The sequence below is a fragment of the Bacillus sp. SA1-12 genome, assembly GCF_000981385.1.
Lineage (GTDB): Bacteria > Bacillota > Bacilli > Bacillales > Bacillaceae > Metabacillus.
Genome location: NZ_LATZ01000119.1, coordinates 235,429 through 262,235, shown reverse-complemented (window position 1 = coordinate 262,235; position 26,807 = coordinate 235,429). Strand labels below are relative to the sequence as shown.

Sequence of the window (26,807 nt, the reverse complement as noted above, 5' to 3'; positions counted from 1 at the left end):
CTTATCTCTTTTCTTAACTTCATTTCATTAAATCTTGCAGAAGAAGTTATTCTGGATAAAACACACTCTCTCTTTCATATGATTTGAAACCAACTAAATTATATGTAAAAGACTATTGTTTCGTTTTAAGTTTTGCAAAATTTGGCATACTGTATAGTACCAATGCCATTTTTTAATGGCTAACAATTTTGCAGAGGTGAAAAACAGTATGACAATGCAGCGTACTTTTATTATGGTAAAGCCAGATGGTGTTAAGCGTGGTTTAATTGGAGAGATTGTTAACCGCTTTGAACGAAAAGGTTTTACTTTATTAAATGCAGAGCTTATGACAATTGAACGGGTAAAGGCAGAAGAACACTATTTGGAACATCAGGATAAACCTTTTTTCGGAGAACTTGTTGATTTTATTACATCTGGTCCCGTTTTTGCTATGGTTTGGGAAGGGGAAAATATTATTGAGGTATCCCGACTGATGATTGGAAAAACTAGCCCATCAGAAGCGGTTCCAGGTACCATTCGCGGAGATTTCGCAAATACAAAAGCGGAGAATGTTATCCATGGATCTGATTCACTAATAAGTGCTGAAAGAGAAATTGCTAACTTCTTTGACATTCTTTCTATCCGCTCAAATGATAATCAATACGGCGAACGCAAATCCAGCTAATAAAGGTTAGCAAGTATGACGAGTCTTTTGTTGTTGCCCAACGAAAGACTTTTTCATTTCCTTCTTAGACATAAGTAACTCTTTTCCAACTCATACTAATCATAGGTGATAAAAATGCCATGTCGATCAAACGAAGAATTAAATGCTATGGTCATAAGCGCGAAAAAATGCACGCCACAGGGTAAAGTTGCAGACTACATTCCTGCACTTGGGAAGGTAAATCCTAATGATTTAGCAATTGCCATTCACTTCCCTGATGGAGAATGTATTTCAGCTGGTGATATCCAAAAAAAATTTACCCTTCAAAGTGTCTCAAAAGTCATTAGCCTGGCCCTAGTTTTGATGGATAGAGGTACAGGATATGTATTTGATCGGGTAGGAATGGAACCTACTGGTGATCCGTTTAATTCAATAGCAAAATTAGAAACCCTGGCACCAGGAAAACCATTGAATCCTATGATCAATGCGGGTGCACTTGTTGTGACCCATATGATCAAAGGCATATCGGTTTCAGAAAGATTCTCGCGGCTTTTATCCTTTGTTCAGGAGTTAGCAGACGAAACGGAAATTACCTTGTGTGAGGAAGTGGCCCTTTCTGAGTTTGAGACTGCTCATTTGAATCGGGCTTTATGCTTTTTTCTAAAACAGCATCAGATTATTGATGAAAACGTAGAAGAGCTAATCGATTTATATACAAAACAGTGTTCGATTGAGATGAATTGTTTAAACTTAGCTCGAATTGGCTTGGTGTTTGCCCTGGATGGCCGAGATCCTCAAAGCGGCAAACAGATTATGCCGATTGACGTTGCGCGAATTTGCAAAACATTTATGGTGACCTGTGGAATGTATAACGCTTCAGGAGAATTTGCTATAAAGATCGGGATACCTGCAAAGAGCGGTGTTTCTGGTGGAATAATGGGGGCAGTACCTGGAAAATTTGGCATTGGAATATTCGGTCCTGCTCTGGATGAAAAGGGCAACAGCATTGCTGGGATAAGATTATTAGAGTCGTTGTCTAAAACGTATAAGCTTAGTATGTTTTAATGATGAGCTTTTACGAAAATTTTGTTCAAAGATTCGTTATCCATATTTTTTAAGTAAGAAGGGAGAGGTGAGGCAATCAGCTAATAATGGATTGCCTTTCATTTATCTCCTTTTTGGTTAAAAAACAAAAAGCCCTTATAGGGCAAATTGATAATAAAATTTATTTAAAGGAGGCACAGATTTCTCAGTGGTTATTGTTATTAATACGGTTCATTGCTTCTTGAACGGTATTTTCAATAAAAGCATCTTTCCCTTGCAAATCATTTATGTTCATATCCCCCGATTGTAAACTCCTGCTTATTTCATGGATATCATCTGAGATCGATAGTGGTACCTTATCTTCATTAATCATCTTTAATAATTCTTCTGCCAGCAAGTTTTCCTGATTCATTTTGGTCCCTCCTTCTGAATTTATTGAAACTTTCAATACCTTTTATAACTTATCCATTTTCTCATTGAAAAGTTCGTACTCTTATTCTGCTTCTAATAATGGCAAAATATGTGTAATAACTTCCAAGGGACCTTCTTACCCTTTTGCTAACTAATGAGAAAGAAGTAATCATGTCCCATTTGACTTGGATATTTCGTTGAAAAATGTCACCCAGAAGGAATGCATTGTACTTGCTGATATTATTACCTGTCAAATGAATCGTTCAGCGCTTGTGTTCAACTCGTGCAGTAAAGACGATCGCTCCAATTGCCGTTCCAGGAGCTTTATCCCTGTTAGAAAGCAAAGCTAATAAGAATGGGGACTGTCCCATAAAAAACACCAAATAGAAAACCACCCTTCTACAGAGTTCAGTATTTTCGGTGTTGTTAATTAGAGGGACTGTCCCCTTTATTATCATCTATTTCATTGCTGGCCGTTCTTTTGCTTTGTCTGATTCACCAGCATTTTTTCTAGCGGTTTCTTTGTTTTGGGCTAATTCTTCTACTGATTTTACTTTTAAGCGTGCTGCACCTTGATAATCCTTGGTTTGTATGAGATCTCCTAACGATAATCGCACTTTTGCCTCGGAAATTGCTTGATTATATTGAGGAAGCCATTGTTCTTGCGCGACTAGCATCTCATCTGTCATTTGCCAAATTTCCTTAGGATTGCAAACAGCACCTACAAGCGGATCCATCATCATCGCTTGCCGAAGGAGGAGATCATCTCCATTTACTGCAGCCTCAACAGCAAGACGCTGTACAGAAATGCTTACATTGCAGACAGCGGCACACCCAAGCGGTAACGCCCCTACGTGCGGCATATTGATTCCATTTCGATCCACATACCCGGGGGCTTCAATGACAGCGTCATCTGGAAGGTTTGGAATCACACCGTTGTTAACAACATTGAAATGACCACGGTAAACACGTCCTGTTTCAAGTGCTTCAATAATATATGAACCATGCTCTTCTCCACGGTTTTCTTGCTTATAATCCAGTGCAGGTTCTTTTAACCAATTTGGAAAATCTGTTTGAAACCAATTCCTTCCTTCTGTACAGACCCGTAAATATCCGCCAGTTTCCCCATTGATCCAGCTTCCAAGATCAATCCAATCATTTATTTCTTCTGGACGCTTTCGGTACCAGGGTACATATTCACTTAAGTGTCCGTTTGATTCTGTGCTATAGTAGCCAAACCTTCTTAGCATATCAATTCTTACCTTTTCCGTTTTTGAAAAGTCTGGATGATTTTCAAATGCCTCTAGCATTTTACCGGTAAGATCTTCACCTTTATGTTTCACGCTTATGTACCAAGTCTGATGATTAATTCCAGCACATATAATGTCAACCTCTTCCTTCTTTAAACCAAATGCTTGTGCAATTTGTCTATGTCCGCCTTGTACTCCGTGACATAAGCCTATTGTTCTTACGCCGCCATATTTATTACATGCCCATGTTAACATGGCCATTGGGTTTGCATAGTTCAGCAACAAACAATTAGGTTCTGCTACTTCTCGAATATCTTTACAAATAGACAGCATCTCAGGGATACCTCGCTGTCCGTACATAATCCCGCCTGCACAAAGCGTATCCCCTACACATTGATCTATTCCATATTTGAGAGGGATATCAACATCATACTGAAAGGCTTCAAGACCACCTATACGTACTACAGAAAAGATATATCTTGCATCCCTTAATGCTTCTCTTCTATTTAATGTAGAATAAATAGTAATTTCCAAACCATTTTCATCGATATCTCGTTGACAAAGCTGTGTAACCATCTCTAAATTTTGAGCATTAATATCTGTAAACGCGACATCTATGTTATGAAATTCTGGAATAGCAAGAAGATCACGTAATAGCCCTCTCGTAAAACCGATACTACCTGCCCCTATAAATGCGATTTTAAATGACATTGTATCAAACTCCTTTATTGGTTATTTGTTATATGTCATTCTATCACCGCCCTCTCGTAAACGTTTACAATTTTATAACTAATCTAATAAAAGAATGTATAAAATCCTAACTTTTAATAGCTCAAAGTATCTGATCAAGTTCTGTATTTCGAAATATTTTGTTCGACGGATTTTCTAAATTCAAGTGGTGTTTTATTTGTATGTTTTTTGAAAAGAGCACTAAAATATTGACGGCTGTTAATGCCTATATAAAAACAAATTTCAGTGACAGGTATCTCTGTATCAGCCAAAAGCATTTTTGCTTTTTCCATTCTTAAAGAGGTTAAATACTCCATAAGGGTAGTGTTAGTTTGCTGTTTAAAAATTCGATGAAGGTATCCAGGATGAAGATTTACAGCATGTCCAATATCTTTTACTTGAATATCACAGTCATAATGATGATGGAGGAATTCGATTGTCTTTTTCACATATACATTTACTTGATGATGTGCATGCGTTTCTTTCTTTTCTTCAGCTGCAATTCTTGCCATTTGAATAAAAAGTTGAGCCAATTGGAGCTGAATCATGATGTCATTATCCGATTCCTTTTTGTCTAATTCAAGTACCAAATTTTTTAATGTATGATATATGTCATTCGTATCCTTCAATACAATATATGGACGATCCAGTAATATAAATTTAGCGAACTTTTTATTCTCGTTGACTAAATCTTTAATTGATGGGAAGCAACCTTCCTTCTTTATAAACGAAAATTCGATGTTTAGCATGCGACATGGAGAATGTTGTTCAACAATTAACCGATGAGGTACATTGGAATCTAGTAAAATAAAATCACCTTTTCTCATAGAAACAGTCTCTTTCTCTGTAACTACAGTACATGTCCCATCTATTACATACATGATTTCAACCTCTCTATGAGTATGAAACGCCATATCATGACTTTCCCAGGTTTTAAAATAATAAGCAAAAACCTTAGGATGATACTCATCCAATACTAATTCACGTTGGTATAAACCGATATTGTTCATAGCAACCTCCAAAAATTACATTTCCTAATTTCTAATTGATATAAATGGATTGGACATAATTATAAATTTATACGTATACTGGTGCAAGATAAAAGTTGAGACTAGTTTTAGATAAAGGTCCGAAATTTCATCAATTTTCCCTGTACCTTAGACAACACATGTGACGATTAAAAAGAAAAGAGACATATTTTGGGGAGAAATTCATTGTCATTTTAAAAAGGTAATAGCGAGCGTAATTGTTCGTTCAGCTAAGGTAGATTAAGAGGGTAAAGAACGCTTGATAAGCTTGAAGTTAATAATTGAACAAAAAATACTGAGGAAACAAAAATCTATTTGAAATTGACAAAAAAACAAAGGGGCTGGTGTATCCATTATAAGAAACGAAATCTTGATGAACATAGAGGACATGTGATTTCTTAATGAAGAAGGGTTTAAAAACAGGGGTAAGGTTATGACCTTTTTGAAAAAGGCTTTGCAACTGTCCTATTAATTATGACTTTTTTAAAAAGAGGGACTGTCCCAATCAACTCAATATAATTGTCCTAAAACATTTAGTCTGTAGTACTATATATGTTTTTATTCTGGGACAGTCCCCCATTTAAGAATGCTCTAAAACCAAATTCCAATCCTCTAAAAAGAGATCCCACAATTTAAACGGAGTCTTACAGCTATTGGATGATAGGCAACAACTGTTTTATACCCCCATGAACCCTTCGGGTAAAGATTTGACTTCAGCGTTAGGATTTTCAAAAAAGGATTGGACGGCGATATTTCCTAGGCAGAATATAAACTCAGGCCATTTGGTCTCAAGCTGTTCGTATAGATGGTTGACACAAATTTTTCAAGTATTTTCTTTCGATATAAATTCATAAAAGTCGCAATCCATATCTGTTATGAACTGCTAAAAAAGAATGTGATAAAAACGTTTAAAACTCAGGAAGCTTATCCAAATTATTTTCACGAATTCCATCTGGCTCACTTCGCAATATATCACGCCCATATTTATGAAAGACATCAACATGAGCAAGATTTCCTGCTTTTGCTTCTTCTAAAGCTTCTAAATAATCCAACTCTCGTCCTGATTCAGTTTGAAATGCAATTAAATCCCCATCATCGTTTTTTCTGACAGCAACAATTTTTTCTTGGTTTGGCTTACTATTATATTCGTTTTCTTTCATCACTTCATTTGCATCTGTTTGATTTCGATACTGATTGTAAGCCTGCTCGAAACGATCCAATGTAATCACCTCATTATTTATATCTCCCCAACCTGCTCGAATTATTCTTACTACTAAAAAAAGGCAACACCTTGCAGTGTTACCCTTTTTTCCAGTTAGTACTTATATTGTTTAATCACATTTTGCAATTCTTCTGCCATATTAGATAAAGACTTTGCAGAAAAAGCAATTTCTTCCATAGAGGCTAATTGTTCTTCTGTTGATGCAGCCACTTCTTGAGAGGTTGCTGCATTCCTTTCAGCAAAATCAGCGATTTCATTAGCTGTAGCCCCAACCTCTTGTACAGCAGCTGACATCTGTTGCGCAGTTGCTGATATAGACTCCATTTGAGGAGTAATGTCTTTCATTCCTGTTAATATATCCTCAAATCTTTGGATCGATTCTTCAGAAATCGTAAGACCACCCTGAACATCTTCCGTAACTTTCAACATTTTTTTTACTGTATTTTCAGTATCGTGTTGGATAGCTTCAATTAGCCTGGAAATTTGTTGTGCTGAAACTTGGGATTGTTCAGCCAGTTTTCTTACTTCATCAGCAACAACTGCAAACCCTTTACCCGCTTCCCCTGCTCTGGCTGCTTCAATAGCAGCATTTAATGCAAGCAAGTTCGTTTGATCAGAAATACCTGTTATCACTTCTAAAATTGAACCAATTTGTTGAGAGCGATCCGAGAGAGATTTCATCATTTCATTCGACTCTTGAACAGAATGATGAATCGAATTCATTTGATCCATTGTTTTCTTGACTGAATATCCGCCCTCCTCAGCCTTAGATGTCGTTTGTCTGGTTAAATCAGTAACAATCTGCGAGTTGTTGGCAATCAAATTAGCACCTAGTGAAATTTCATCAAGAGCATGTACATTTTTTTCAATTCCATTTGTTTGACTTTCTGCGCTGCTTGCAACTTCAACAATAGCTGTTGCAACTTGTTGTGTAGCTAAACTTGTTTGTTCTGCACTAGCTGTTAATTGTTCTGCAGAAGATGCAACAAGCATCGAATTTCCTTCGATGGTTTTTAACAAGCATCTGAGACTGGATTGCATATCATTAAATGATTGTGCCAACTCCCCTATCTCATCTTCAACTTTAATGGTGATTCTTTCGGTCAAGTTACCCTCGCTAATTTTTTTAGCCTTTTGCTGCAAGTCTTTTAACCTCCCGTAATCGAATGAATAATAAAATAAACAATAGCTGCTCCAATGACAATGGCTATTGCTATGACGATTAAGGTTGTTTGTAAAATTGACTTTGCGGAATCATTTATTTCCTCTGTATACATTGTGCCAGCTACTTTCCAGCCTGTAAGATCATTAGAAGAAAAGAACATAACCTTCGATTTACCATCAAGCTTATAATTCAAATGGCCCGCACTATCATTATAAAGATTGTCATAAAACCCTTCCTCTGCTACTGTACCAGTCTTCTCATTTGGATGAACAATATAATTCTTCTTGGTATCTAAAAGAAATGCATATCCTTCTTTCCCAATATTGACTTCTTCTGTCGTCTCTGTCAATTTACTGATATTGAGGTCAATTCCAATTACCCCAGAACCATCATTGATTGTTTTTGTGATTGTTACAACCATTTCCCCGTTACCCGCATCAATATATGGACTTGTTATCACAACATTTCCTTTCTTTTGTTCCGCCTCTTGGTACCATGGCCTCTCCCTTGGATCAAAATCAGCAGGCAACTCCATTTTTGGGTATGTGATCATCCGTCCATCTACCGTACCAACGTAAATGGTTTGAACCTCAGGATGTAAATCAATATATTGTTTTAACTTTTTTATTACTTCTGAATTTTCTCCGTTTTGATAATCCGTTTTCTTAACTTGTTCAGATAAAGAATTAGCATCATGGAATTTTGGTTCAATTGTATTAGTAATATTTGAATTTAGCAGACCGACATTTTCTTTAGCACTATTTAAAAATTCTTCCTCTAAGCGATCCTTTGCACTATGATACGCAAGAAATCCAACGGCGATTGTTGGTACAATTAATATAAGTCCAAAAGCTGCATATAGCCTCTGTTTCAAGTTGAACTTAAAAAAGGATGAAAACCACTTTTTCATATAAATATCCCCATTCTCTATCATTCTTATATTGACTAGTAATTTATTTATCGGTATAAAAATGAAAATATTAATATGTAAAAATAATTTTTTGTGGTGTGCCACTCGTCGTTTATAAAGATATAAAAAAGCCCAGTAGAATGTTTCTTTCCACTGAGCTTTTTATAGTATAAGGGTCATACCCGGTGCATCCTGTTCTCTTTCATCAAATCCCAATTTCTTATAGAAATGCTGTTTGCCTTTTGCAGAAAAGAGCTGAATAGATTGAATCCCACTGTTTTTACATTTCATAATAAGCTCTTCAACAATCTGTTTGCCAAGACCTTGCTTTTGATATGTAGGGTCCACCATGACATCACAGATGAGTGCTTGGTAAATACCGTCAGAAATCATCCGTCCGAAGGCAATAAGCTGGTCTTGATCATAGATAGATATATGATACCAGCTATTGTTCGCAGCTTGATAAAGCTGTTCCCTCGTATAATTGCCTTTTTTGCTCTTTATTAAGCCGCTTGCCTCATGAAGGCTTGCAAATTGTTCAAATGTTGGGAGTTTATCGGATATGAAAATGTTCATGTTAATCACCTTTTTATAAAAAATAAGATCCAAATGTATATCTTTATTTATACACGAAGATGAATAAAAATTCAATAATAATTAGCAAACGATTCAAACTTTTTTATAAAAAAATAGACGGGTTTCCCCGCCTATTTGGTTATACAACAGATTTATGTTGTTTTTTCTCAATTAACGTTTGTTCAGACTTTTCTTTCTCATTCTTTTCTTCTGACACCAACCCTTTTGTTGCACTTTTAAACTCTGTTAAAGTGCGCCCAAAAGCTCGTCCAATTTCAGGAAGCTTAGAAGGGCCAAAAATGATCAATGCGATGACAAGGACAAGAATTAAGCCTGGTATTCCAATATTTGAAATCATCCTTACAACTCCTAATTAATTATTGATGCACACAGAAAGGATTAATTCGTCACTTTTTCGCGATTTTTTCCCTTTTGCTTATCATGAGCACGGCCATGTGCACGGTTACGGTCTTCCTCGACTTCATTGGATTTTTTTACGCCATTTGGAACTTGATTTGCCTCAACTTTTTTCAAGCCTAAGCCGTCTTTTTCATAAACAAATGAAGCTCTTGTTGAAATGGCAGCACCTGGTTCTGTAACAAATGGTACAACTCTATAATCAGCTTGCCACTTTTCCGGTGTAACTGTACAACGGACATACCCGCGATAATTATTAAAAAATTGAATATGTGGGTTTTCCCCTAAAATATGATCAGTATCAGCTCTTTCATCTGATCCGTTCCCGCCTGAAGTGATGGAAGTGCCGACAAACTCTGCACCAATTTTCTTAGAGTTCTGATTGTTGAAATCTGATAATAGGTTGGATGCCCAGCTTGCATGAACATCACCAGTAATAACGATTAGATTATTCATGTTTTTGTCAGTAACATAATCAACAATATGCTGACGTGCAGCAGGATAGCCGTCCCATGAATCCATGCTATAGATTGGGGCTGAGCTTGTCCCAAAATTCCATTTAGCGAAGAAAATCTGCTGTGCAAGTACATTCCAGTGAGACTTCGAACCGCCAAGGTTACGTAGCAGCCAATCTTCCTGATCTTTTCCAAGAAGTTGGCGATTCGGATCCATGGATTCTGCCGACGGTGCTTTATTTCCATCTCCATTTGCTTGATCATCACGATATTGGCGTGTATCCAGTACATTAAAAGATGCTAAATTACCGTATGTAAACTCACGATATAATTGCATATCCGCACCGTTTGGCAATGATGATCTGCGAAGCGGCATATGCTCGTAGTATGCTTGGTAGGCAGCTGCACGGCGTTTAATAAATGTTTCAACAGACTGGCCCTTTTCAGGAATAATATTTGCATAGTTATTTTCAACTTCATGATCATCCCAAGTTACTACCCAAGGAAAAGCAGCATGAGCAGCTTTTAGGTTTGCATCTGAACGGTATTGTGCATGGCGATTTCGGTAATCTTCCAATGTCATAATCTCCGGACCACTATGAGTACGAACATTGCCAGTTGCTGAAACATATTCATTAGGACCATACTCATAAATATAATCTCCTAAATGGAAGACAAGGTCGAGATCTTCTTTCGCCATATGCTCATATGCTGTATAGTAACCATGTTCATATTGCTGACAAGAAGCAAAGGCAAATGACATGCTGGCAACATCAGCACCTGCTGCTGGTAGTGTTTTCGTTCTGCCTACAGGGCTTAGTTCATGTCCTGTTTTAAAGCGGTAGTAGTAGACTTTATTCGGCTTAAGCCCATCCACTTCAACATGAACAGAATGAGCAAGCTCTGGTCTAGCAATTTCTGTTCCTTCTTTCACAATCTTACGAAAATCCTCATCTTTCGCGATTTCCCATTTTACACTCACAGATTGATCTGACATCCCTCCGCCATTAAGCGGATCTGGGGCTAATCTTGTCCATAAAACAACGCTATCGGAAAGCGGGTCACCTGAAGCTACGCCAAGTGTAAATGGGTAGCTTTGAAATTTTGGTGCGGCATTTACTTTGGTATCACCTAATCCTATAGAATTGGCAATTGTTAATCCTAGTGAAAGACCGGCAATTTTACCTGCCCCTTGCAGAAAGTTGCGGCGATTAAACTCCTTCTTCTCAAAACTGTCCAAGTTCATTCTCTTAATCAATTCATCAATTGGTCTCTCAGTCATCCTTATTTCCCCTCTCTCAATTAACTTTTGATTCGGGATTTATTATAGAGCGGATTTATTAAGGATTTATAAAGAATTGTTAAGAGCCATGTATGTAGATTTCAAAAAATTAAGCGAATTGTACCGAGACTTTTTCAGTAAAAAATATGTTTCTTTATAAAAAAACAATTTGAAAATGCCATTTTATTATATATTGTGACAAAATTCTCAACAGCTCTCAGTCTATCCCTCCTATATTTTTTTACATTTTCTTTATACAAAGATAACAAAAACAAATCTTTTAGATTCACATTCCATCTTTATGACATCCATGCTAAATTAGTGGTAAAGATTCAAAAATAGTTATTACATAGCAGAAAGGGAGTTAAAAACATGGAAAAAATGCTCTATAACGGGGAACTTACCGAACGCTCAAAAATCACAGTGGATATTGAAGATCGCGGCTACCAATTTGGAGATGGTGTTTATGAGGTGATCAGGGTGTATAACGGTCAATTATTTACTGGAGATGAGCACTTGCAAAGACTGATGAAAAGCACTGAAAGCATCGGTATTAAACTTCCCTTCTCAATTAATGAAATAAAATCGCAACTTATTGAGCTTATTAAAGCAAACAAGCTTTCTTCAGGTATTATTTATCTTCAAATTACACGAGGTGTTTCACAGCGAAATCATCTATTTCCGAGTGCTGATACCTTGCCAGTGTATATTGCTTATACAAGAGAAATGCAGCGACCGACTGCTGCAATGGAGAAGGGCGTAACAGCTATTACGGTAGAAGATATTCGCTGGCTCCGTTGTGATATTAAAAGCTTGAATTTACTCCCTAATTTACTAGCGAAGCAAAAGGCATCTGAGTCAGGCTGTTTTGAAGCCATTCAACATCGGAACGGAATTGTCACAGAGGGAAGTTCATCAAATGTTTCCATTGTGGTAGACGGAATCATTAAAACACATCCCGCAACAAACTTGATCTTAAATGGGATTACTCGAAAAGTCATGCTTGAAATATGCAGAAAAAATGACATTGAAACAAAAGAGGAAACGTTCACTATTGAAGAACTGCTCCAAGCAGATGAGGTCTTTTTAACTGGAACAACAACAGAAATTATGCCAATCATCGAAATTGATAAAAGGAAAATTGGAAATGGTACTCCTGGAACTTTAACAAAGCAGCTGCAAGCATTCTTTCATGATAAGGTTGCAGAATGTTATCCTGCACCTTCAAAAGCAAAATAAAATTTTTAGTCCGGTTCAGGAAAATGGACCGGATTTTATATTTTTATACATCCACTATGCTTTATAGGTTTGATTCTCAAGCGTAATGATTTTCTGATCTGTTTTCTCTTTTGCTATTTTTTTTGTTGTTTCAACTAACTGATAAATCGTTCCGCAACATTGTTGGGCACCCCTTACGAGTAAAGGGACACCGATAACATCGATTTTTAATCCCCTTGAAAAAAAACCTCCCATTGTCATGGCAAATGGAACGGTAGGAGATGTGTTTGAAAAGATAATTCTCTCGTCAAAAGGATATTTATTATTCAGAATTTCATATAAATCTTTTAATGCTGGTACAACGAGCTTTGAAGACCTTCTTCCAATTGTATAGACTGAATGACCGTCATCATCTATGCCATGAAAGATAATTTTTCCTGAGTCTTGTTTGGTTAGTTGATTAAAGAATGGAACCGCTAATATTTCTTCTTTTGTTAATGTTTTTGTTGATGGTTTTAAAATGTTTAAATGATAAGCAGCTGCAAGTGCTGTCGTATGAGTACCACCAAAATCATTATAAATATAAATCATCATCGGTTCCTCCATATTAAAATCATCATACATTAAAAACGTTAAACGATTATACATGAAATTAAGAATCTGGTTTCTTTTTATCATCATTTCCTTATAAATCAATTATTATGAACAATATGTTGAAGATTTTAAAGAAAAATAAAAAGAATCTTCACCAATATAGGCAAAGATTCTTTTTACCTTATAATAATGAAAATTCATCCACCAATTTCGCAAAGCGGTTAAGTGTATTTTCGATCGGGTAAGGGGTTGTTAAATCAACACCTGTCTTTTTCAATAGTTCAAGCGGGTAATCTGAGCTGCCGCTTTTTAAAAATTCGAGATAGGAGCTTAGCGTGGTTTGATCCCCCTCAAGGATCTTCGTTGCTAAATGGATGGCTGAGGCAAATCCTGTCGCGTATTTATACACGTAAAACGGTCGATAAAAGTGCGGAATCCTTGACCAGCCATATTTGACCTCATCATCAAAAACAATTTCTTCACCATTGTATTCCCTAAATAAAGTTTCATATGTTTGATTAAATACCTCCACATTTAATGGCATACCTGTTTCCGCCATCTCATGTGTTTTCTTTTCAAATTCAGCAAACATCACTTGAGTAAAGAATGTACCCTTAAATTGATCGATGAAGTGGTTAAGTAGATGTTTACGAATTTCAGGGTTTGTTTCATTTTCTAGCATATAGTTAATTAATAATACTTCATTTACGGTGGATGCAACCTCTGCAACAAAGATACTATAGCGTGCTGTAATTTGCGGCTGATGCTGGGAGCTAAGCTTGCTGTGAACACCGTGACCACATTCATGAACTAATGTGAATAAGCTATCTAAATCATCTTGGTGATTTAACAAGATATAAGGATGAACTCCATAAATGCCGAGATTGTATGCGCCAGATCGTTTCCCTGGAGTTTCCCTCACATCAATATATCTGGATTCCTTAAATTCCTTTAAGGCCCCAATGTATTCCTGTCCTAGAGGTGCGAGTGCCTTGCACATGATTTCATAAGCTTCTTCATATGAAATGACTTGCTTAATCCCTTTTACAAGCGGAACACTTAAATCATATTGGCGCAGTTCCTCAACTTGCAGCTTTTCTTTGCGAATCATTGTATAACGATGGAGCGGTGCAATATTGTTTTTTGTTGTCGCAATAAGGTTTTCATACACCTCTTTTGGTACATTGTCACCAAATAAGGCCTTTTCCAATGCTGATGGATATTGGCGAATTTTAGCTAGTGTAACATTATTTTTTATTGCACCTGAAAGGGTTGAAGCAATTGAATTTTTAAGCTGCACATATGGCTTATAGTAAGCTTTATAAGCTTCTTTTCGTTTAATTCGATCCTCATCTTCAATTAATTTAGCATACATTCCTCTTGTAAGTTCCACTTGTTCCCCATGATCATTTGTAACCTCGCCAAACTTAATGTCGGCATTATTCATCATTCCAAATGTATGACCAGGGACTGACAGTGCTTCTCCTAATTGAGAAAGCACCTCCTCCTGTTCCTTATTTAATACATGTTGTTTATAGCGAAATGATTCAAAAAGATCCTCTTCAAAATAGCTTAGACGTTCGTCTTCAGTTATGTATGACTTTAAAGTTTCTTCATCCAAATTTAGTAAAAAGGGCATGAAAAAAGAAGTTGAGGAACTGACCTTCACATTCAGTTGTTTTGCACGATCTAATAATGCTTGAGCGTTCGTATCCCTTGTATCTACATCAACAGAAAGCATGGCAAATGCATATAGTTTGTTCAATCGATAAGATAATTCTTCTTTTTGCTTAAGAAATTGATACAAAGAGCTCCCGTCATTAATTTTCCCGTCAAATTCTTTCAGTTTTACTGCCATATCCTCTATTAGATGAAAATCCTCTTCCCAATTGCGTTGGTCTGAGTAAATATCATGCAGATTCCATTTTTCATAGAGCGGTACTTCATTTCTATTTTTGTACGTTGTCATTTAAGCACTCCTTTTTTTGTTTTAATAATATATATTCTAAGGAGAATTGAAAAAATCCTTTTTAACACCTGGTTACTTTATAAAATGGAAGAAAAATTGATAAAAGAAAACGGGTTTAATGAATTTGCCTTTTAGAAAATTCTTGAAATTTGAGTTAGAAAAAATCGGCTCAGCACCGATTTTAAAAGAGGATATTTAATTATAGCTTTCCATAAACATTGTGGGAGATAACGAGTACTAACAACAAGAGGCTAAATTTTTTTATAATATTGGAGAGTAGTTACTACTTTCTTTTGCTTTATATTTTCCTGGCGAGCAACCGACAATCCTTCTAAATAAGCGGCTAAAGAAAGCAGGATCATCATATCCAACTTTAATCGCAACATTAATCACTTTATCATCTGTTTCTAGCAAAAACTGCTTTGCCTTTTCGATTCTTATTTTATGAAGCATTTCTACTACGGTTTGATCAGTCTCTTGTTTAAATAATCTGTTTAAATGCCGGGGACTAAGATTAAATAGATGACATAATGTTTGAATCGTTATTTTTTGATCATAATTTCTTGATAAATACCCACAGATTCGTTGAATGAGGAGATCATTTTCACTTTTTCTCCTATGAGAATGGTTTTCTGTCACCTTTCTTTCGTTATATATCCGGGATAATTGGATCAATAGTTCCACAAGCTGCAGACGGATTAATGTGGGATAACAAGGGTTTTCCCTTAAATATTCATGCATCATTCCCTCTAACAACGACAGAATCCTCGCAGAATTGCTTCCAGATAAATTTAATAAGTGATGAAATCGCTCATTTTTATCTAAAAAAGGATGAATGTAAAAATAATCCATCGATTGTGATACACCCATTTCTTTTAACCATGAATCCTGAATTAGGCTTGGTAAAAATAAACAATTAATAATTTCTAAACTTTGGCACTTTTCGATCGAAAAGGTATGGACCTCTCCAGGATTAATAATAAACACGTCATTCGTTTTGATCATATAGGACTGTCCTTCAAATAAGTGCCTTGCTTCTCCTTGTACAACATATACCAATTCAACAAATTCATGTGCATGGGCCGGCGGAATATTATCATGATCATGATAAAAACGCTGGATCCAAAACGGAAATTCTTTTGTTTTCATGTAATCACTTGATTGATAGGTTGTTGCAGTCATTTAGATTCCTCCCCTAGATCTAGATTGAACATATACCTCTAAGGTTGTAGCAATCGCAACTTGTAAGTGCTTACATATCCGAACAAATAAAAAATAGTTTTTTTGAACCTAGAGTCTTTGCTTATTCAAATAATTAGGTACCTCAATTACTGCACCATTCTCCATTTGTGAACGAATGGCCGCTTCAATGACTTCCTGGGCTGCTAATGCATCCATACCAGAGCCCGTAATTTTCTCTGGAGGAACTGAATCGTTAACTTCTTGAATAAACGTGCCGATTCTATTTTTGAAAGTGTCGTTAAATCCATTCATTCCATTTAAAACTGAATTTCGAACAACTTTAAGTTCCTTGCTTTTGTGAGGGTAAAAGGTCAAGTTTTCAAATACATTATCAATCGTTAATCTCCCTCGATTACCTGCTACTTCACAAAATTCAATTGGATGAAGATTGTCCATATCATAACTCCCTGTAAGATGACCGACCGCTCCTGATTCGAATTCTAAATTAATCGATGCCGTAGACCATACTGTTCTTCCAGGTGCTTTTGTCATAAACGCCTGAACACGTTTAATATCACCTGCAAAATACCTGATCACATCGATTGAATGCGGGTGCAGAGCTCGTAAATGAATCCAAGGACTTGATTCATTTGGATTGCCAATAGTCAATTTCATATTAATAAACAACAGGGAACCAAGCTCTCCAGAGTCAATCCATTTTTTTGCATGTTCAGCTGATGGTACAAATCTGTGATTTAAGTTGCATCCCAAGCGAACCCTTTTTCTATTAGCATACTCTACAATTTCTCTTGCCTCTTCGATGTTATTGGAAAGCGGTTTTTCAACTAAAACATCTTTCCCAGCTTCAATAGCAAGCATTGCTGGTATAAAATGATGTGAACCATTTTCCTTCCCGCCAGTCGCAATGCTTATCACATCGATTTCTTCATTTTGAAGCATTGTTTTTAAATCTGTATAACCGGTTATATTATACTGTATTGCCACATCATTTACTAATGCTTCATTCAAATCACACACAGCAACTAATCTAGCATCTGCATGTTCATGGTAATAGCGACAATGAATTTTCCCAATATTATTCACACCAACAACCGCTGCTTTTATCAAAACAACCACCCTTTCCACAAAGAAAGGGGGCTGTCTCAGGAAAGATCTGCCCCTCCTACATACCAAATTACAGAACTTCCTACTATTTTAGGCTCTATATATTTTGTTTGGAGAGTCAAACTTAAGAATTGAAACAGCCCCATTTCCATTTATCAATTATTCTATACGGTTTCTTCCTTTTCCTTTTCTTGAAGCCTTTGTGCTGTACCAATCGAACCAATATACATGGAATCGTATGCTTCCTGTGATGTTTTAAAAGGTCCATGCTCCAAGCCATGCCAATTCAAATTAGTATACATTGGATTTATTCTGCCAGTTTCAGCTTCACGTTTTGCTATATAAGCTTCCATTCTTCCTAAAAGCAAATGGACGATTTCAGGCTCTTGATCTGCAACATTTGTTTCTTCCTTTGGATCTTTTATTAGATTGTACAATTCAATTTCCGGTTTAAAATGAAAGTCTGGTTCAAGCGCGCGGATCAATTTCCATTCAGGAGTACGCCAGCCATGCTTCCGCATCCATGTACATTCCGTTATATAAAATTCAGACGCCTGAACGAATATCTCATTTTCTTCTTTTATAAGCGGCATAAGATTTCTGCCGTCAAATCGGATATCTGTTTCAATTCCTATAACATCTAATATTGTCGGCATGATATCTTTGATTAATGTGTTGCTAGTGACTTTCTTCCCTTCAGGCAATTTCTTAGGATATTTCATGATTAGCGGAACAACTAAATTATGTTCATAAAGACCATGGTGATCATACCAGCACTGATGCTCATTTAAGGTTTCACCATGATCAGATGTAATAATTATTAACGTTTCTTCTTTAATTCCTAGTTTCTCAACAGTTGTAAAAATATTTTGGATACAAGCATCCATATAGGCAATTGCACCATCATATTGTGCGTCAACATAGTCTGCATCTGTACAGCCTTTAGGAATCCATGAAGTTAAGAAATCAGCAAATGGCTTAAATTCCTTCATCTCATTAAGAGAATCATTCTCTTGGTCAAATTCATTTCCATCATAGAAAATTCTTTCAAACGGCTTTGGAGGCAAATATGGTGAATGCGGATCCATATGCCGTAAAAATAAGAAAAATGGTTTTTCTTCTTCAGCAAGTCTCTTTAATTCTGGGATGGCCACATTATTTAAATTTTGCGCCTTTGGGCAGCGTCCAGTTTCGTCTGGCATCCATGATTCAAAATCAATGTATTTTTGAAACCCTCTAGAGGATGGATTGCCGCTAAACCCAACACAAGTTGTATTATATCCATGTTCTCCAAGCAATTCTGGCAGAGTCTTTACATGGCCTCCCAAAGGTCCCTTATGTCTAAGAGCGACTACATCAGTGCCAAAGCAGTCCATTCCTGTTAGCATCGAAGCATAGCCTGGAGTGGTAGGAATACTCGGACTAAAATGGTTTTCAAATAGAATCCCTTCTTCAGCAACTTTATCAATATGGGGTGTTGTCAGCCGGTGATATCCATATGAACTCATCCGGTCTCTTCTTAGACTGTCGATCCCAAAAAGAATCACATTTGTTTTTTTGTTCATTTGACATTATCCTTTCTGAGCAAGATTTGACTCTCTGGCTCCTAAAGCTTTTAAGCAAGCATTTAAATAGCCATAGCTCTCAGCAGCAACGATGGAAACATCTGCTAATGAATGTTGATTTGCACCGATTACCTCTAAACAAACAGGGCCGGAATACTGACCATCAACCATCGTTTTGCAATAGGCAAATAAATCAATATCTCCTCTTCCGCAAGCCTGGTTGTGGATGTCACCAGGACCTTGTGTACGACCTTTACAATCGCGAATATGAATATGCTTTACACGACTAATGACTCTTGCTAATTCTTCCTCAGGGTTTTCATTTCCGCGATAAATATGGCTAGGGTCCATATCGATGCCAAATGCCGGGGAGGAAATTTCATTCATTGCCCTTAGCGTTGTTGGTGTATTAAAAATTGCGTTTCCGACATGTGCTTTTACACAAAGGGTTACACCATAGCCCTCAGCTATTTTAGATAATTTGTAAAGGGTTTCAATAGACTGCTGAAGATCACCTTCAACGCCGGACTTTCCGCCAGGTCCTACATTAATGACAGGGATCCCGATTTCTGCTCCCGCCTCAAATGCCTTTCTTAATCTCTCCTCATCAAGTGAAGCAACCTCCATGGATAACAATTCAAGGCCGTTTTCCTGGACGATTGATTTTATTTCATCCGCTTGTTCCTTCCAGCGGTCCAATTCCAAATGTTCACACATGCCTTTTATTGCCGAAATTTCAACACCATCATATCCGCATAAGGCAATTTGCCTTGCTGCCGTAGCAAAATCAAAATCTTTAAATAACACTGAGTTAACGCCAAGTTTTATCATTTTATCCCTCCTGAAATAAGCTCTATATCTTTAACATCAACAATTTCACCTGTTTCAAATGATCGGATTGCTGCTTCAATGATCGATTGTGCTTTAAGAGCATCCTCTCCCGAACCATCAACCTGATCAAATGAAACACCAGAAATTAACTGGTCCACGAATGAATTGATACGGGATTTAAAGGTTTCCGGGAATGATCTCATTCCACCAAGATAGCTGTAACTTTCCGTTTCAATACTTGATCGCGGATAGAAGGTTAACTGTTCACAAGCATCCTCAAGAACAAACCTTCCTTTAGAGCCAACCACTTCACATAGCTCTAAACCATAGCTTGCACCTGCGTCATAGCTTCCAACTAAGTTGCCGATTGCACCATTTTCAAATTCGAGCATCACTTGAGCATTCGACCATATCGCACGGCCTTCTCCTTTCATCATGAAGGCACCAACTCTTCTAACATCACCGCAAAAGTATCGAATAACATCAAAGGAATGCGGATGTAATGCACGCATGTGGAACCATGGCGAAGTTTCGACCGGATTGTTAATCCACATTCTCATATTGATCATATGAAGCTTGCCAAGACGCCCATTTTCTACCCAATCCTTTGCTTTTTCAGCAGCCGGTGTAAAGCGATGGTTCAAGTTAACCGCGTATGGGATTTTATTTTGACGGGCAAGCTCAACCATTTCTTTACCTTCTTCAATATTGTTAGAGATCGGCTTTTCCCCTAGTACAGGAATCCCGGCTTTTAGTAATTCTATTGTTGGCAAATAGTGTTCTCCGCCATTTTCCTCCCCTTTAGTGCAAACGCTTACAAGATCAAGCTCAATACCGCTGTTCAACATTTCCTGTACACTGTAAAATGCTCTTCCGCCAAATTTGTTTGAGGCTTGATCTGCTTTTGCCTTCACAATATCACAAACTGCGACAATTTCAGTATTTGGATTTTCTTTGTAAACAGAAGCATGGATGCTTCCGATATTCCCTACTCCTACAATCGCTACTTTTAAAGTCATTTAATCACCCTCCAAAGAATTATCTAATCAATAGAAATAATTTAGTTGATTCACGATTAGAAATCTATTAAAATGACTAACTAGATTTCTAGTGGATAAGCCATTGTTGTAAAAAGAGCAAGCGCTTCTTGTGATGTATCCAATCTGCTGTGCTGAACGATTATTGGCACATTGCTATCAACTTTGATGGCATATGGAACGTTTCTAGGAACTTCATTTCCTTCTTGGTCTCTAATTTTATCCAGCCTGATATGATGCGTCCTATTTGACCCGCATTCAGTTACAAAGGAGGCCATAGGATCTCGGTCTTCAAAATAGAATGTAAGTTTTATTTCTGCATGATGATCCGTTAAATTCAACACGCAAACTGCCTCATGACTGATTTGATCCCCTATGCTTTTCGGTTGAAGAAAACCATCTGGGATAATCCAAGTCTGTTTTCCTATCAAATCCACATCTCCCTTCCCCGTATTTTCAGATTAAAAAAGGAACTGCTTTTGTTAAGAGAATACGTTTTTCATAGTTGAATTAATTAAATGATAGCTAATTCATGCCTGTTCATCATAGCCCATTCCGCCAAAATAAATGGTCATTCTGGCCATTTTAAATTCAACCTTTGATTCTATCCTTTTCTTTTATGTCACAAATAAAATAATACGACTTAATTCAGCCTTCTGGTCTTATACTTTTTCCGGTACTTTGACGGCGACGTTTTAGTTATCTCCTTAAATGTTCGATAAAAATGGCTAATATCCTCAAAGCCCACTTCGCTTGCAATGAAAATGATTTTTTCATCCGTACTCACTAGCAACTCTTTTGCTATATTAATGCGAATTCTATTTCGATATTCAATAAAAGTCTGACCAATTATCTGTTTAAATTTTGCGGTGAAATTCGCTTTGCTCATTCCCGATAACCTGCTTACTTGTTCAAGAGTTAACGGATGATTATAATGACATGCAATAAACTCACATATTAGATCAATTCTTTGTGAATTTTCCGAATAATGAAACATCCATTGATTTGTTGTTTTTTCACAGTAGCGACTTAATAAAATAAATAACTCTAAAAGCATTGTTTTTATAAGTATTTGATAACCTTCTTCTTTTCGATTGAATTCAAGCACTATTTTTTGCAGAATCATCCTTACTTCTGTTTGTTGGTATTCCGTTAAAATTAAATGATCCTTAAAATGAGCTGACTCTTTTAAGAAGGGCTCTACATAAAAATATGATAAAAATGACGGCAAATGTGAAAAAGATTCTATTTCTTTTTTTAGCAGTTTCCTCTGAAAAAGAATATTATAAACTTTTAAACATGTATCCTCTCCTACCTCGTAACCATGAACTTTTTCTGGTTCAATAATAAATATATCCCCCTCATTAATTTCACATATTTTATCTTCATAAAAATGGATGCCGCTTCCCTGAAGCACATAAACCATTTCGTAGAATTCATGAGAATGCAAGTCTATTTTTTCATTGTTGTTGATTGTAAAAGGGCGGATATAGAACATAAACTCCTCACTTTTAAAAAAATCTGTTGAAAGCAAATGAATCATTGGTTTCCTCCTTATTTCTAGGATATTATCCAAAAACTAAAGGATATTTGCCAAGAACTCACTGATAAAACATACTACAATACTATTAAAATCTAACCAATAGGAGGTCAGCATGGAACAATTAACAGACATACAACTTCTATCAGAAGAAAAAATGACATTTTACAAAAAAAATGGGTTTGTGCTAATCGACAATGTATTAAATCCAGAAGAGCTTTCTGAACTTAGAACGTTCATTGATGAAGTAATGGAAGATAAAAATGGCCGATCTATTCAAACGGATACAGCAGGTGGAGCTTATTACAAAGTTCTTAATCAAAGAGTAAATACATGGCGGGATCATGCTGGTATAGCGAGATATATATCAGATCAACGTTTTGCAAACATAGCTCTGCAATTAAGCGAAGCAGATGGCATTCGTCTTTTTCATGATCATGTGTTATTAAAAATGCCTGGAGATTCTAAACCAACTCCATGGCATCAAGATTTTCCCTACTGGCCGTTTAATAAAGCACATAATAAGCAAACACTCTCGATCTGGATAGCATTGGATGATGTAGATGAAAGCAATGGATGTATGATGTTCCTCCCACGATCCAATGAAGCCGGACAGCTAAAACCTATTAATCTAGTAGAGCCTGAAGATCTTTTCGAATATGCAGAACATGCCGGATTCCATGAAAAAACGCCTGTTATTGTTAGAATGAAAGCAGGCAGCTGCACAGTCCATAATGGGTTGACATTTCACTTCGCACATGCAAATAAAACGGATAAACCGAGAAGAGCACTTGTTATTATTTACATTCCAGATGGAACAACTTACAATGGTAAATCACATGTCATTACAGATCCTTTAAACCTGACAAAAGATGAAAAATTACAAAATGGGTTGTTCCCTCTTTTAGCCTACAGAAGATAAAAAAATTAGGCGCAAGATGATCTTGTGATTGCGCCCTTTTTATTTTAGTTATGAAGTTCTTATATTTTTACAGCGCCGGAAGTTAAGCCCTTCATGAACAAACGCATCGTAAATAAGAACAAAATTAATAATGGCAATGATGCAATTGTATAGCCCGCAAACATTGGCCCATAAAGAGTTTGTGAAACAAATTGGCTTTCAAATTGGATAAGTCCAACCGTAATCGGAAATTTATCGGGATTACTCATTAAGACAAGAGGCATCATATATTCGTTCCAGATCGAAAGTAAATTCCAGATAGCCATCGTTCCGATTATAGGCTTTGATAATGGAAGGACGATTTGCCAAAATACACGAAGCTCCCCACATCCATCAATTCTTGCTGCCTCAAATAATTCTTCTGGCAATGATGCAAAGGATTGCCGGAAAACAAAGATTGTAAAAGCTTGACCTCCGGCAGCAAAGGCAATGATTAAACCAATATAGGAATCTAATAAAGCAAAACTCTTTACTAACAAGAAAAGCGGAATTAACGTTAATAAACCTGGGATCATTAATAAAGCAACAACAGACATATAAAGGAAGTTTTTCCCTTTATACCGCAGACGGGCGAATGAATATCCTGCTAAGGCAGAAGTGGCAATAATGATAATTACGCTAACTAGCCCTATAAGAACGGAATTGAAGATGTATCCTCCGATTGCTTCCCATGCGGTTGCATAATTTTCAAAGTGCAGGGGAAATGTGATGCCAAAGAAGTTGCTATAAAATTGGCCATTTGTTTTAAAAGAGGTGATGATCATATAAAAAAATGGGTAGAGCGAAATAAAAGCTAAAAAAATGAGGAAAAGATGACTCCATAGATCCTGCCTTATTGTTTTTAGCATGGTTTTCTCCTTTCAAATATTATGCTTTGTATTCAGTACTAGGATTGATATATTTCATTTGAATCCAAGTTAAAAAGAGAACTATAACAAATATAATCATTGAAACGGCCATTCCTAATCCAAATTCTCCGTTTTGGAAAGCAAGGAAATACATATATAAGCCAGGCACGTATGAGGAATATCCAGGACCTCCATTTGTCATTACCAATGGCAGTGTTACATTTTGAAGCAGCTGAATAACTGTTAATATTAAAATCAATTTAACTTGTCCCATTACTAATGGAATTTCAATTTGAAAGAATCTCCTTATCCTTGTAATCCCATCAAGCTTGGCAGATTCATATACACTTTCTGAAATTGATTGAAGCCCCGCATAAAAAATAAGGAGATTAAAAGGCACAACAAAAGGGAACCCAACAAACATTAATGCATATAAAGCAATATTTGGATCACCAAGCCAATTTTGAATCATCCCTTCCAGACCCAATGTTTTCAATAATGTATTAAGCACTCCAACATTTGGATCATACATAAAACTCCAGATCATAAACATGACAATTCCCGGTACGACTACAGGTATCACAAATAGTACCCTGTAAATATATTGCATACGTTTGCTTTTTAAATGGAAAATCATTACTGCTACAATCAAGGGCACCAATAATTCCACGATGACCTTTATCACCGTCCATACACCAACATTTTTCATCGAGATTAAAAAGATCTCATCTTTAAATAAACGAATATAATTTTGGAAGCCTGTAAATTGTGGCTGATTAAATCCATCCCAGTTTGTAAATGAAAAACCAATGGCAATTAATGCCGGATAGTACATAAATGTGATTAAGAGAATAAAAGATGGAATCAGCATTCCGTAGCCAGACTTCCAGTTATATCGCAATTTTCCAGATTTTTTATTTTTCTTTAAAATGCTCCTATTTTCAATTTGCTGGACTGTATCAGGCATGTTTCTCCTCTCCTTTCTAATAAGAAAGCAGGCTTATAAGATTTAAGCATAAGGGATATTCCTAAACTAACTTACCTTATAAGCCCCTACTATTAAACCAGTATCGTATCCCTATTCATCGAGATATTCTGATAAATCCCAGTTATTTTGTTGTATTAATGAATCAGCCGTTTTTTCCATCTCAGTATCTGCCACCTTAGCAAATTCTTCCAAGGAGGTTTCACCTAAAATATAACTTTGGAAGGCTCGATAAATAGCATCAAGTTCTTTCTTTTCTAGGTTTATCCCTCCAAAAACGCTTTGCAGTGGTTTGTTTGCAAGATCTGATAATTCGCTTAACTCTTCAATCGGTTTTGTACCTGCAACTGTAGGAACATTTTCCCCTAGTTCATTGACTATTTCTTCATTATGCTCTGGTGTTGTGATATACATTAACCAATCCACAATCGCCTTTTCCTTAGCAGGTGTTAATGAATTGTTTGCCTGTTTTGATGGAACGGCATATTGGAATGCAGCACTAGGACCTCCGATCGCTGCTGACGAATCAAAGTCAGTAGCAAATTCTGATGTAGCCGTATCTGGAAATGGATTCTTAAAGGATGACCATTCAAAATCAGGATTTGCTGATTTGATTTGCTGTGATGCCCAGGAACCATCAAAATACATTCCTACTTCCCCAGTTAAAAACGCAAGCATTGTGCCTTGTCCATTTGAATCCCCGCCAGTAAAGTCAGGCTGCCAATACGATGAAAAATCTTTTAGAATAGGCCAAATCGCCATCCACTTTTCATTTTCAGAACCAAATACACCCTTTTTAATGGCAATTACTTGATCCTGATTGGTAATTCCCTCATTCCCTGTATATCTTAAATCATCATATTCATCCGCAAAGAAGTTTGTAAAAAACAGTCGAGTAAGCCATGTAATACGGTCTGTACCAGTAGGAGTTGATGCAAGATTCCATGCAAACGGAATATACCCAGCATCCTTTAATTTCTGACATACTTCAATAAACTCTGACCAGGTTTTAGGCATTTCCTTAATACCAGCTTTTTTGAATGCTTCTGCATTGTAATAAGTAGCTGTACCAACATAATCCCCGTTGATAACATAGGTACTTCCATCAGCTGATTTTGTGTCAGAAATGATTTGCCGATTTAATAATTCATTCCATGCTTTATTGTCCGCGTATGGATTGGGCTTGTCCAAGTATTTTGATAAATCGCTCAAAGTGCCTTTAGCCAATGCCGTATTTGCATCATACCATTGGGACCAAATGATATCAGGCAGCTGTCCGCCAGATGCTTTCGTCCGTACCCAGGTCATGTAATCTTGGTCTGCAGGCAGGCCTTTAATAAATTCAATTTTGATACCTGTTTTTTCCTCATACTCTTCAGCCAGCTTCTTTAATACTGTTGCAGGTTTTTGGTTTGCATTTAATACACGGTTTGGACTATAGGTTCCTGCATACATTTTAATTGTTCCTTTAAATTCTTCATTAGACTGACCAGTTTCTTCAGGAGAAGAGCTTGGCACAATACAGCCGGTAAGCAACGAAGAAATAAAAACCGTAATCAATGATACAAGCCAAATTTTCTTAAAACTCTTCACGACAATACCCCCTATTAAATTTGAAAGTTTAGAAAAAAATGATACAAGGATATTCCAGAAGTAAGATATTACTACTACTTCAACCTGAGGACCTTTACATAAATAAAAAAGGAACTTTGTAATTTTAAAAAATAATAAAATCATTCTATTGTAGAGCGCTTTGACATCCAGTCCCTTGCCTTTTGAGGTAAAAACCAAATTGGGTTTTAAGGCAAAAAACACCTTCT

General features: G+C 36.6%; 25 protein-coding genes. 4 read left to right on the top strand and 21 right to left on the bottom strand.

Annotated features, from left to right (window positions below):
* Nucleotides 1-214 precede the first annotated feature (214 nt).
* Nucleotides 215-664 carry a nucleoside-diphosphate kinase gene (gene ndk, locus WQ54_RS20680; RefSeq protein ID WP_046587331.1) on the top strand — a complete coding sequence of 150 codons (450 nt, stop codon included), beginning with the start codon at nucleotides 215-217 and terminating at the stop codon, nucleotides 662-664.
* A 114-nt stretch (nucleotides 665-778) separates the two neighbouring features.
* On the top strand, nucleotides 779-1,708 hold the full coding sequence (glsA, locus tag WQ54_RS20675; protein WP_046586892.1) for a glutaminase A: 930 nt from the start codon (nucleotides 779-781) through the stop codon (nucleotides 1,706-1,708).
* 184 nt (nucleotides 1,709-1,892) lie between these two features.
* Here the strand turns inward: glsA and WQ54_RS20670 are convergent, their stop codons facing one another.
* The 9 genes from WQ54_RS20670 to WQ54_RS20635 form a co-directional block, all read right to left on the bottom strand.
* Nucleotides 1,893-2,099 carry a hypothetical protein gene (locus WQ54_RS20670; RefSeq protein ID WP_046586891.1) on the bottom strand — a complete coding sequence of 69 codons (207 nt, stop codon included), beginning with the start codon at nucleotides 2,097-2,099 and terminating at the stop codon, nucleotides 1,893-1,895.
* Between the two features lie 457 nt (nucleotides 2,100-2,556).
* A complete protein-coding gene (locus WQ54_RS20665; protein ID WP_046586889.1) occupies nucleotides 2,557-4,059 on the bottom strand; it encodes an alpha-glucosidase/alpha-galactosidase in 1,503 nt (500 codons plus the stop codon).
* 134 nt (nucleotides 4,060-4,193) lie between these two features.
* Nucleotides 4,194-5,087 carry an AraC family transcriptional regulator gene (locus tag WQ54_RS20660; RefSeq protein ID WP_046586888.1) on the bottom strand — a complete coding sequence of 298 codons (894 nt, stop codon included), beginning with the start codon at nucleotides 5,085-5,087 and terminating at the stop codon, nucleotides 4,194-4,196.
* Between the two features lie 926 nt (nucleotides 5,088-6,013).
* Nucleotides 6,014-6,265, bottom strand: coding sequence for a DUF3892 domain-containing protein (locus WQ54_RS20655; RefSeq protein ID WP_197089645.1), 252 nt, complete (start codon nucleotides 6,263-6,265; stop codon nucleotides 6,014-6,016).
* Between the two features lie 155 nt (nucleotides 6,266-6,420).
* Complete coding sequence (locus WQ54_RS35500) at nucleotides 6,421-7,470, bottom strand: HAMP domain-containing methyl-accepting chemotaxis protein (protein WP_331435148.1); 1,050 nt, start codon at nucleotides 7,468-7,470, stop codon at nucleotides 6,421-6,423.
* A 5-nt stretch (nucleotides 7,471-7,475) separates the two neighbouring features.
* Nucleotides 7,476-8,402: a cache domain-containing protein gene (locus WQ54_RS35495; protein WP_331435147.1), complete on the bottom strand. Its 927-nt coding sequence runs from the start codon at nucleotides 8,400-8,402 to the stop codon at nucleotides 7,476-7,478.
* A 162-nt stretch (nucleotides 8,403-8,564) separates the two neighbouring features.
* Nucleotides 8,565-8,978: a GNAT family N-acetyltransferase gene (locus tag WQ54_RS20645; protein WP_046586885.1), complete on the bottom strand. Its 414-nt coding sequence runs from the start codon at nucleotides 8,976-8,978 to the stop codon at nucleotides 8,565-8,567.
* A gap of 139 nt (nucleotides 8,979-9,117) precedes the next feature.
* Nucleotides 9,118-9,336, bottom strand: coding sequence for a twin-arginine translocase TatA/TatE family subunit (locus WQ54_RS20640; protein WP_046586883.1), 219 nt, complete (start codon nucleotides 9,334-9,336; stop codon nucleotides 9,118-9,120).
* A 41-nt stretch (nucleotides 9,337-9,377) separates the two neighbouring features.
* Nucleotides 9,378-11,132, bottom strand: a complete 1,755-nt coding sequence (locus tag WQ54_RS20635; RefSeq protein WP_046586882.1) for an alkaline phosphatase — start codon at nucleotides 11,130-11,132, stop codon at nucleotides 9,378-9,380.
* A 372-nt stretch (nucleotides 11,133-11,504) separates the two neighbouring features.
* Between WQ54_RS20635 and dat the strand changes: the two genes are divergently transcribed.
* Nucleotides 11,505-12,371 carry a D-amino-acid transaminase gene (dat, locus tag WQ54_RS20630; protein ID WP_046586881.1) on the top strand — a complete coding sequence of 289 codons (867 nt, stop codon included), beginning with the start codon at nucleotides 11,505-11,507 and terminating at the stop codon, nucleotides 12,369-12,371.
* A 54-nt stretch (nucleotides 12,372-12,425) separates the two neighbouring features.
* Here dat and WQ54_RS20625 read toward each other — a convergent pair whose 3' ends face one another.
* The 9 genes from WQ54_RS20625 to WQ54_RS20585 all read right to left on the bottom strand — a co-directional run bounded on the left by WQ54_RS20625 (nucleotide 12,426) and on the right by WQ54_RS20585 (nucleotide 22,196).
* Nucleotides 12,426-12,941: a DUF3189 family protein gene (locus WQ54_RS20625; RefSeq protein ID WP_046586879.1), complete on the bottom strand. Its 516-nt coding sequence runs from the start codon at nucleotides 12,939-12,941 to the stop codon at nucleotides 12,426-12,428.
* Nucleotides 12,942-13,125: 184 nt separating this feature from the next.
* A complete protein-coding gene (pepF, locus tag WQ54_RS20620) occupies nucleotides 13,126-14,913 on the bottom strand; it encodes an oligoendopeptidase F (RefSeq protein ID WP_046586877.1) in 1,788 nt (595 codons plus the stop codon).
* Between the two features lie 261 nt (nucleotides 14,914-15,174).
* Entirely contained in the window at nucleotides 15,175-16,095 is a 921-nt protein-coding gene (locus WQ54_RS20615; RefSeq protein ID WP_046586876.1) for an AraC family transcriptional regulator, read from the bottom strand.
* Between the two features lie 108 nt (nucleotides 16,096-16,203).
* Nucleotides 16,204-17,223 (bottom strand): Gfo/Idh/MocA family protein, encoded by a 1,020-nt coding sequence (locus WQ54_RS20610; RefSeq protein WP_046587329.1) that lies wholly within the window; start codon nucleotides 17,221-17,223, stop codon nucleotides 16,204-16,206.
* A 161-nt stretch (nucleotides 17,224-17,384) separates the two neighbouring features.
* Complete coding sequence (locus tag WQ54_RS20605; RefSeq protein ID WP_046586874.1) at nucleotides 17,385-18,785, bottom strand: sulfatase; 1,401 nt, start codon at nucleotides 18,783-18,785, stop codon at nucleotides 17,385-17,387.
* A gap of 6 nt (nucleotides 18,786-18,791) precedes the next feature.
* Nucleotides 18,792-19,616, bottom strand: a complete 825-nt coding sequence (locus tag WQ54_RS20600; protein ID WP_046586872.1) for a sugar phosphate isomerase/epimerase — start codon at nucleotides 19,614-19,616, stop codon at nucleotides 18,792-18,794.
* The gene (locus tag WQ54_RS20595; protein WP_046586870.1) at nucleotides 19,613-20,635 is read right to left on the bottom strand and encodes a Gfo/Idh/MocA family protein; all 1,023 of its coding nucleotides are present in this window, start codon (nucleotides 20,633-20,635) and stop codon (nucleotides 19,613-19,615) included. The genes WQ54_RS20600 and WQ54_RS20595 overlap by 4 nt, the downstream gene beginning before the upstream one ends.
* A gap of 80 nt (nucleotides 20,636-20,715) precedes the next feature.
* Entirely contained in the window at nucleotides 20,716-21,084 is a 369-nt protein-coding gene (locus WQ54_RS20590) for a sensory rhodopsin transducer (RefSeq protein ID WP_046586868.1), read from the bottom strand.
* A 212-nt stretch (nucleotides 21,085-21,296) separates the two neighbouring features.
* On the bottom strand, nucleotides 21,297-22,196 hold the full coding sequence (locus tag WQ54_RS20585) for an AraC family transcriptional regulator (RefSeq protein WP_046586866.1): 900 nt from the start codon (nucleotides 22,194-22,196) through the stop codon (nucleotides 21,297-21,299).
* Between the two features lie 112 nt (nucleotides 22,197-22,308).
* Between WQ54_RS20585 and WQ54_RS20580 the strand changes: the two genes are divergently transcribed.
* On the top strand, nucleotides 22,309-23,115 hold the full coding sequence (locus WQ54_RS20580; RefSeq protein ID WP_046586864.1) for a phytanoyl-CoA dioxygenase family protein: 807 nt from the start codon (nucleotides 22,309-22,311) through the stop codon (nucleotides 23,113-23,115).
* 59 nt (nucleotides 23,116-23,174) lie between these two features.
* Here the strand turns inward: WQ54_RS20580 and WQ54_RS20575 are convergent, their stop codons facing one another.
* From WQ54_RS20575 to WQ54_RS20565, 3 genes are all read right to left on the bottom strand, one after another.
* Nucleotides 23,175-24,002, bottom strand: a complete 828-nt coding sequence (locus WQ54_RS20575; RefSeq protein ID WP_046586862.1) for a carbohydrate ABC transporter permease — start codon at nucleotides 24,000-24,002, stop codon at nucleotides 23,175-23,177.
* A gap of 19 nt (nucleotides 24,003-24,021) precedes the next feature.
* The gene (locus tag WQ54_RS20570; RefSeq protein WP_052737889.1) at nucleotides 24,022-24,969 is read right to left on the bottom strand and encodes a carbohydrate ABC transporter permease; all 948 of its coding nucleotides are present in this window, start codon (nucleotides 24,967-24,969) and stop codon (nucleotides 24,022-24,024) included.
* A 111-nt stretch (nucleotides 24,970-25,080) separates the two neighbouring features.
* The gene (locus WQ54_RS20565) at nucleotides 25,081-26,580 is read right to left on the bottom strand and encodes an ABC transporter substrate-binding protein (protein WP_197089637.1); all 1,500 of its coding nucleotides are present in this window, start codon (nucleotides 26,578-26,580) and stop codon (nucleotides 25,081-25,083) included.
* Between the last annotated feature and the right edge of the window lie 227 nt (nucleotides 26,581-26,807).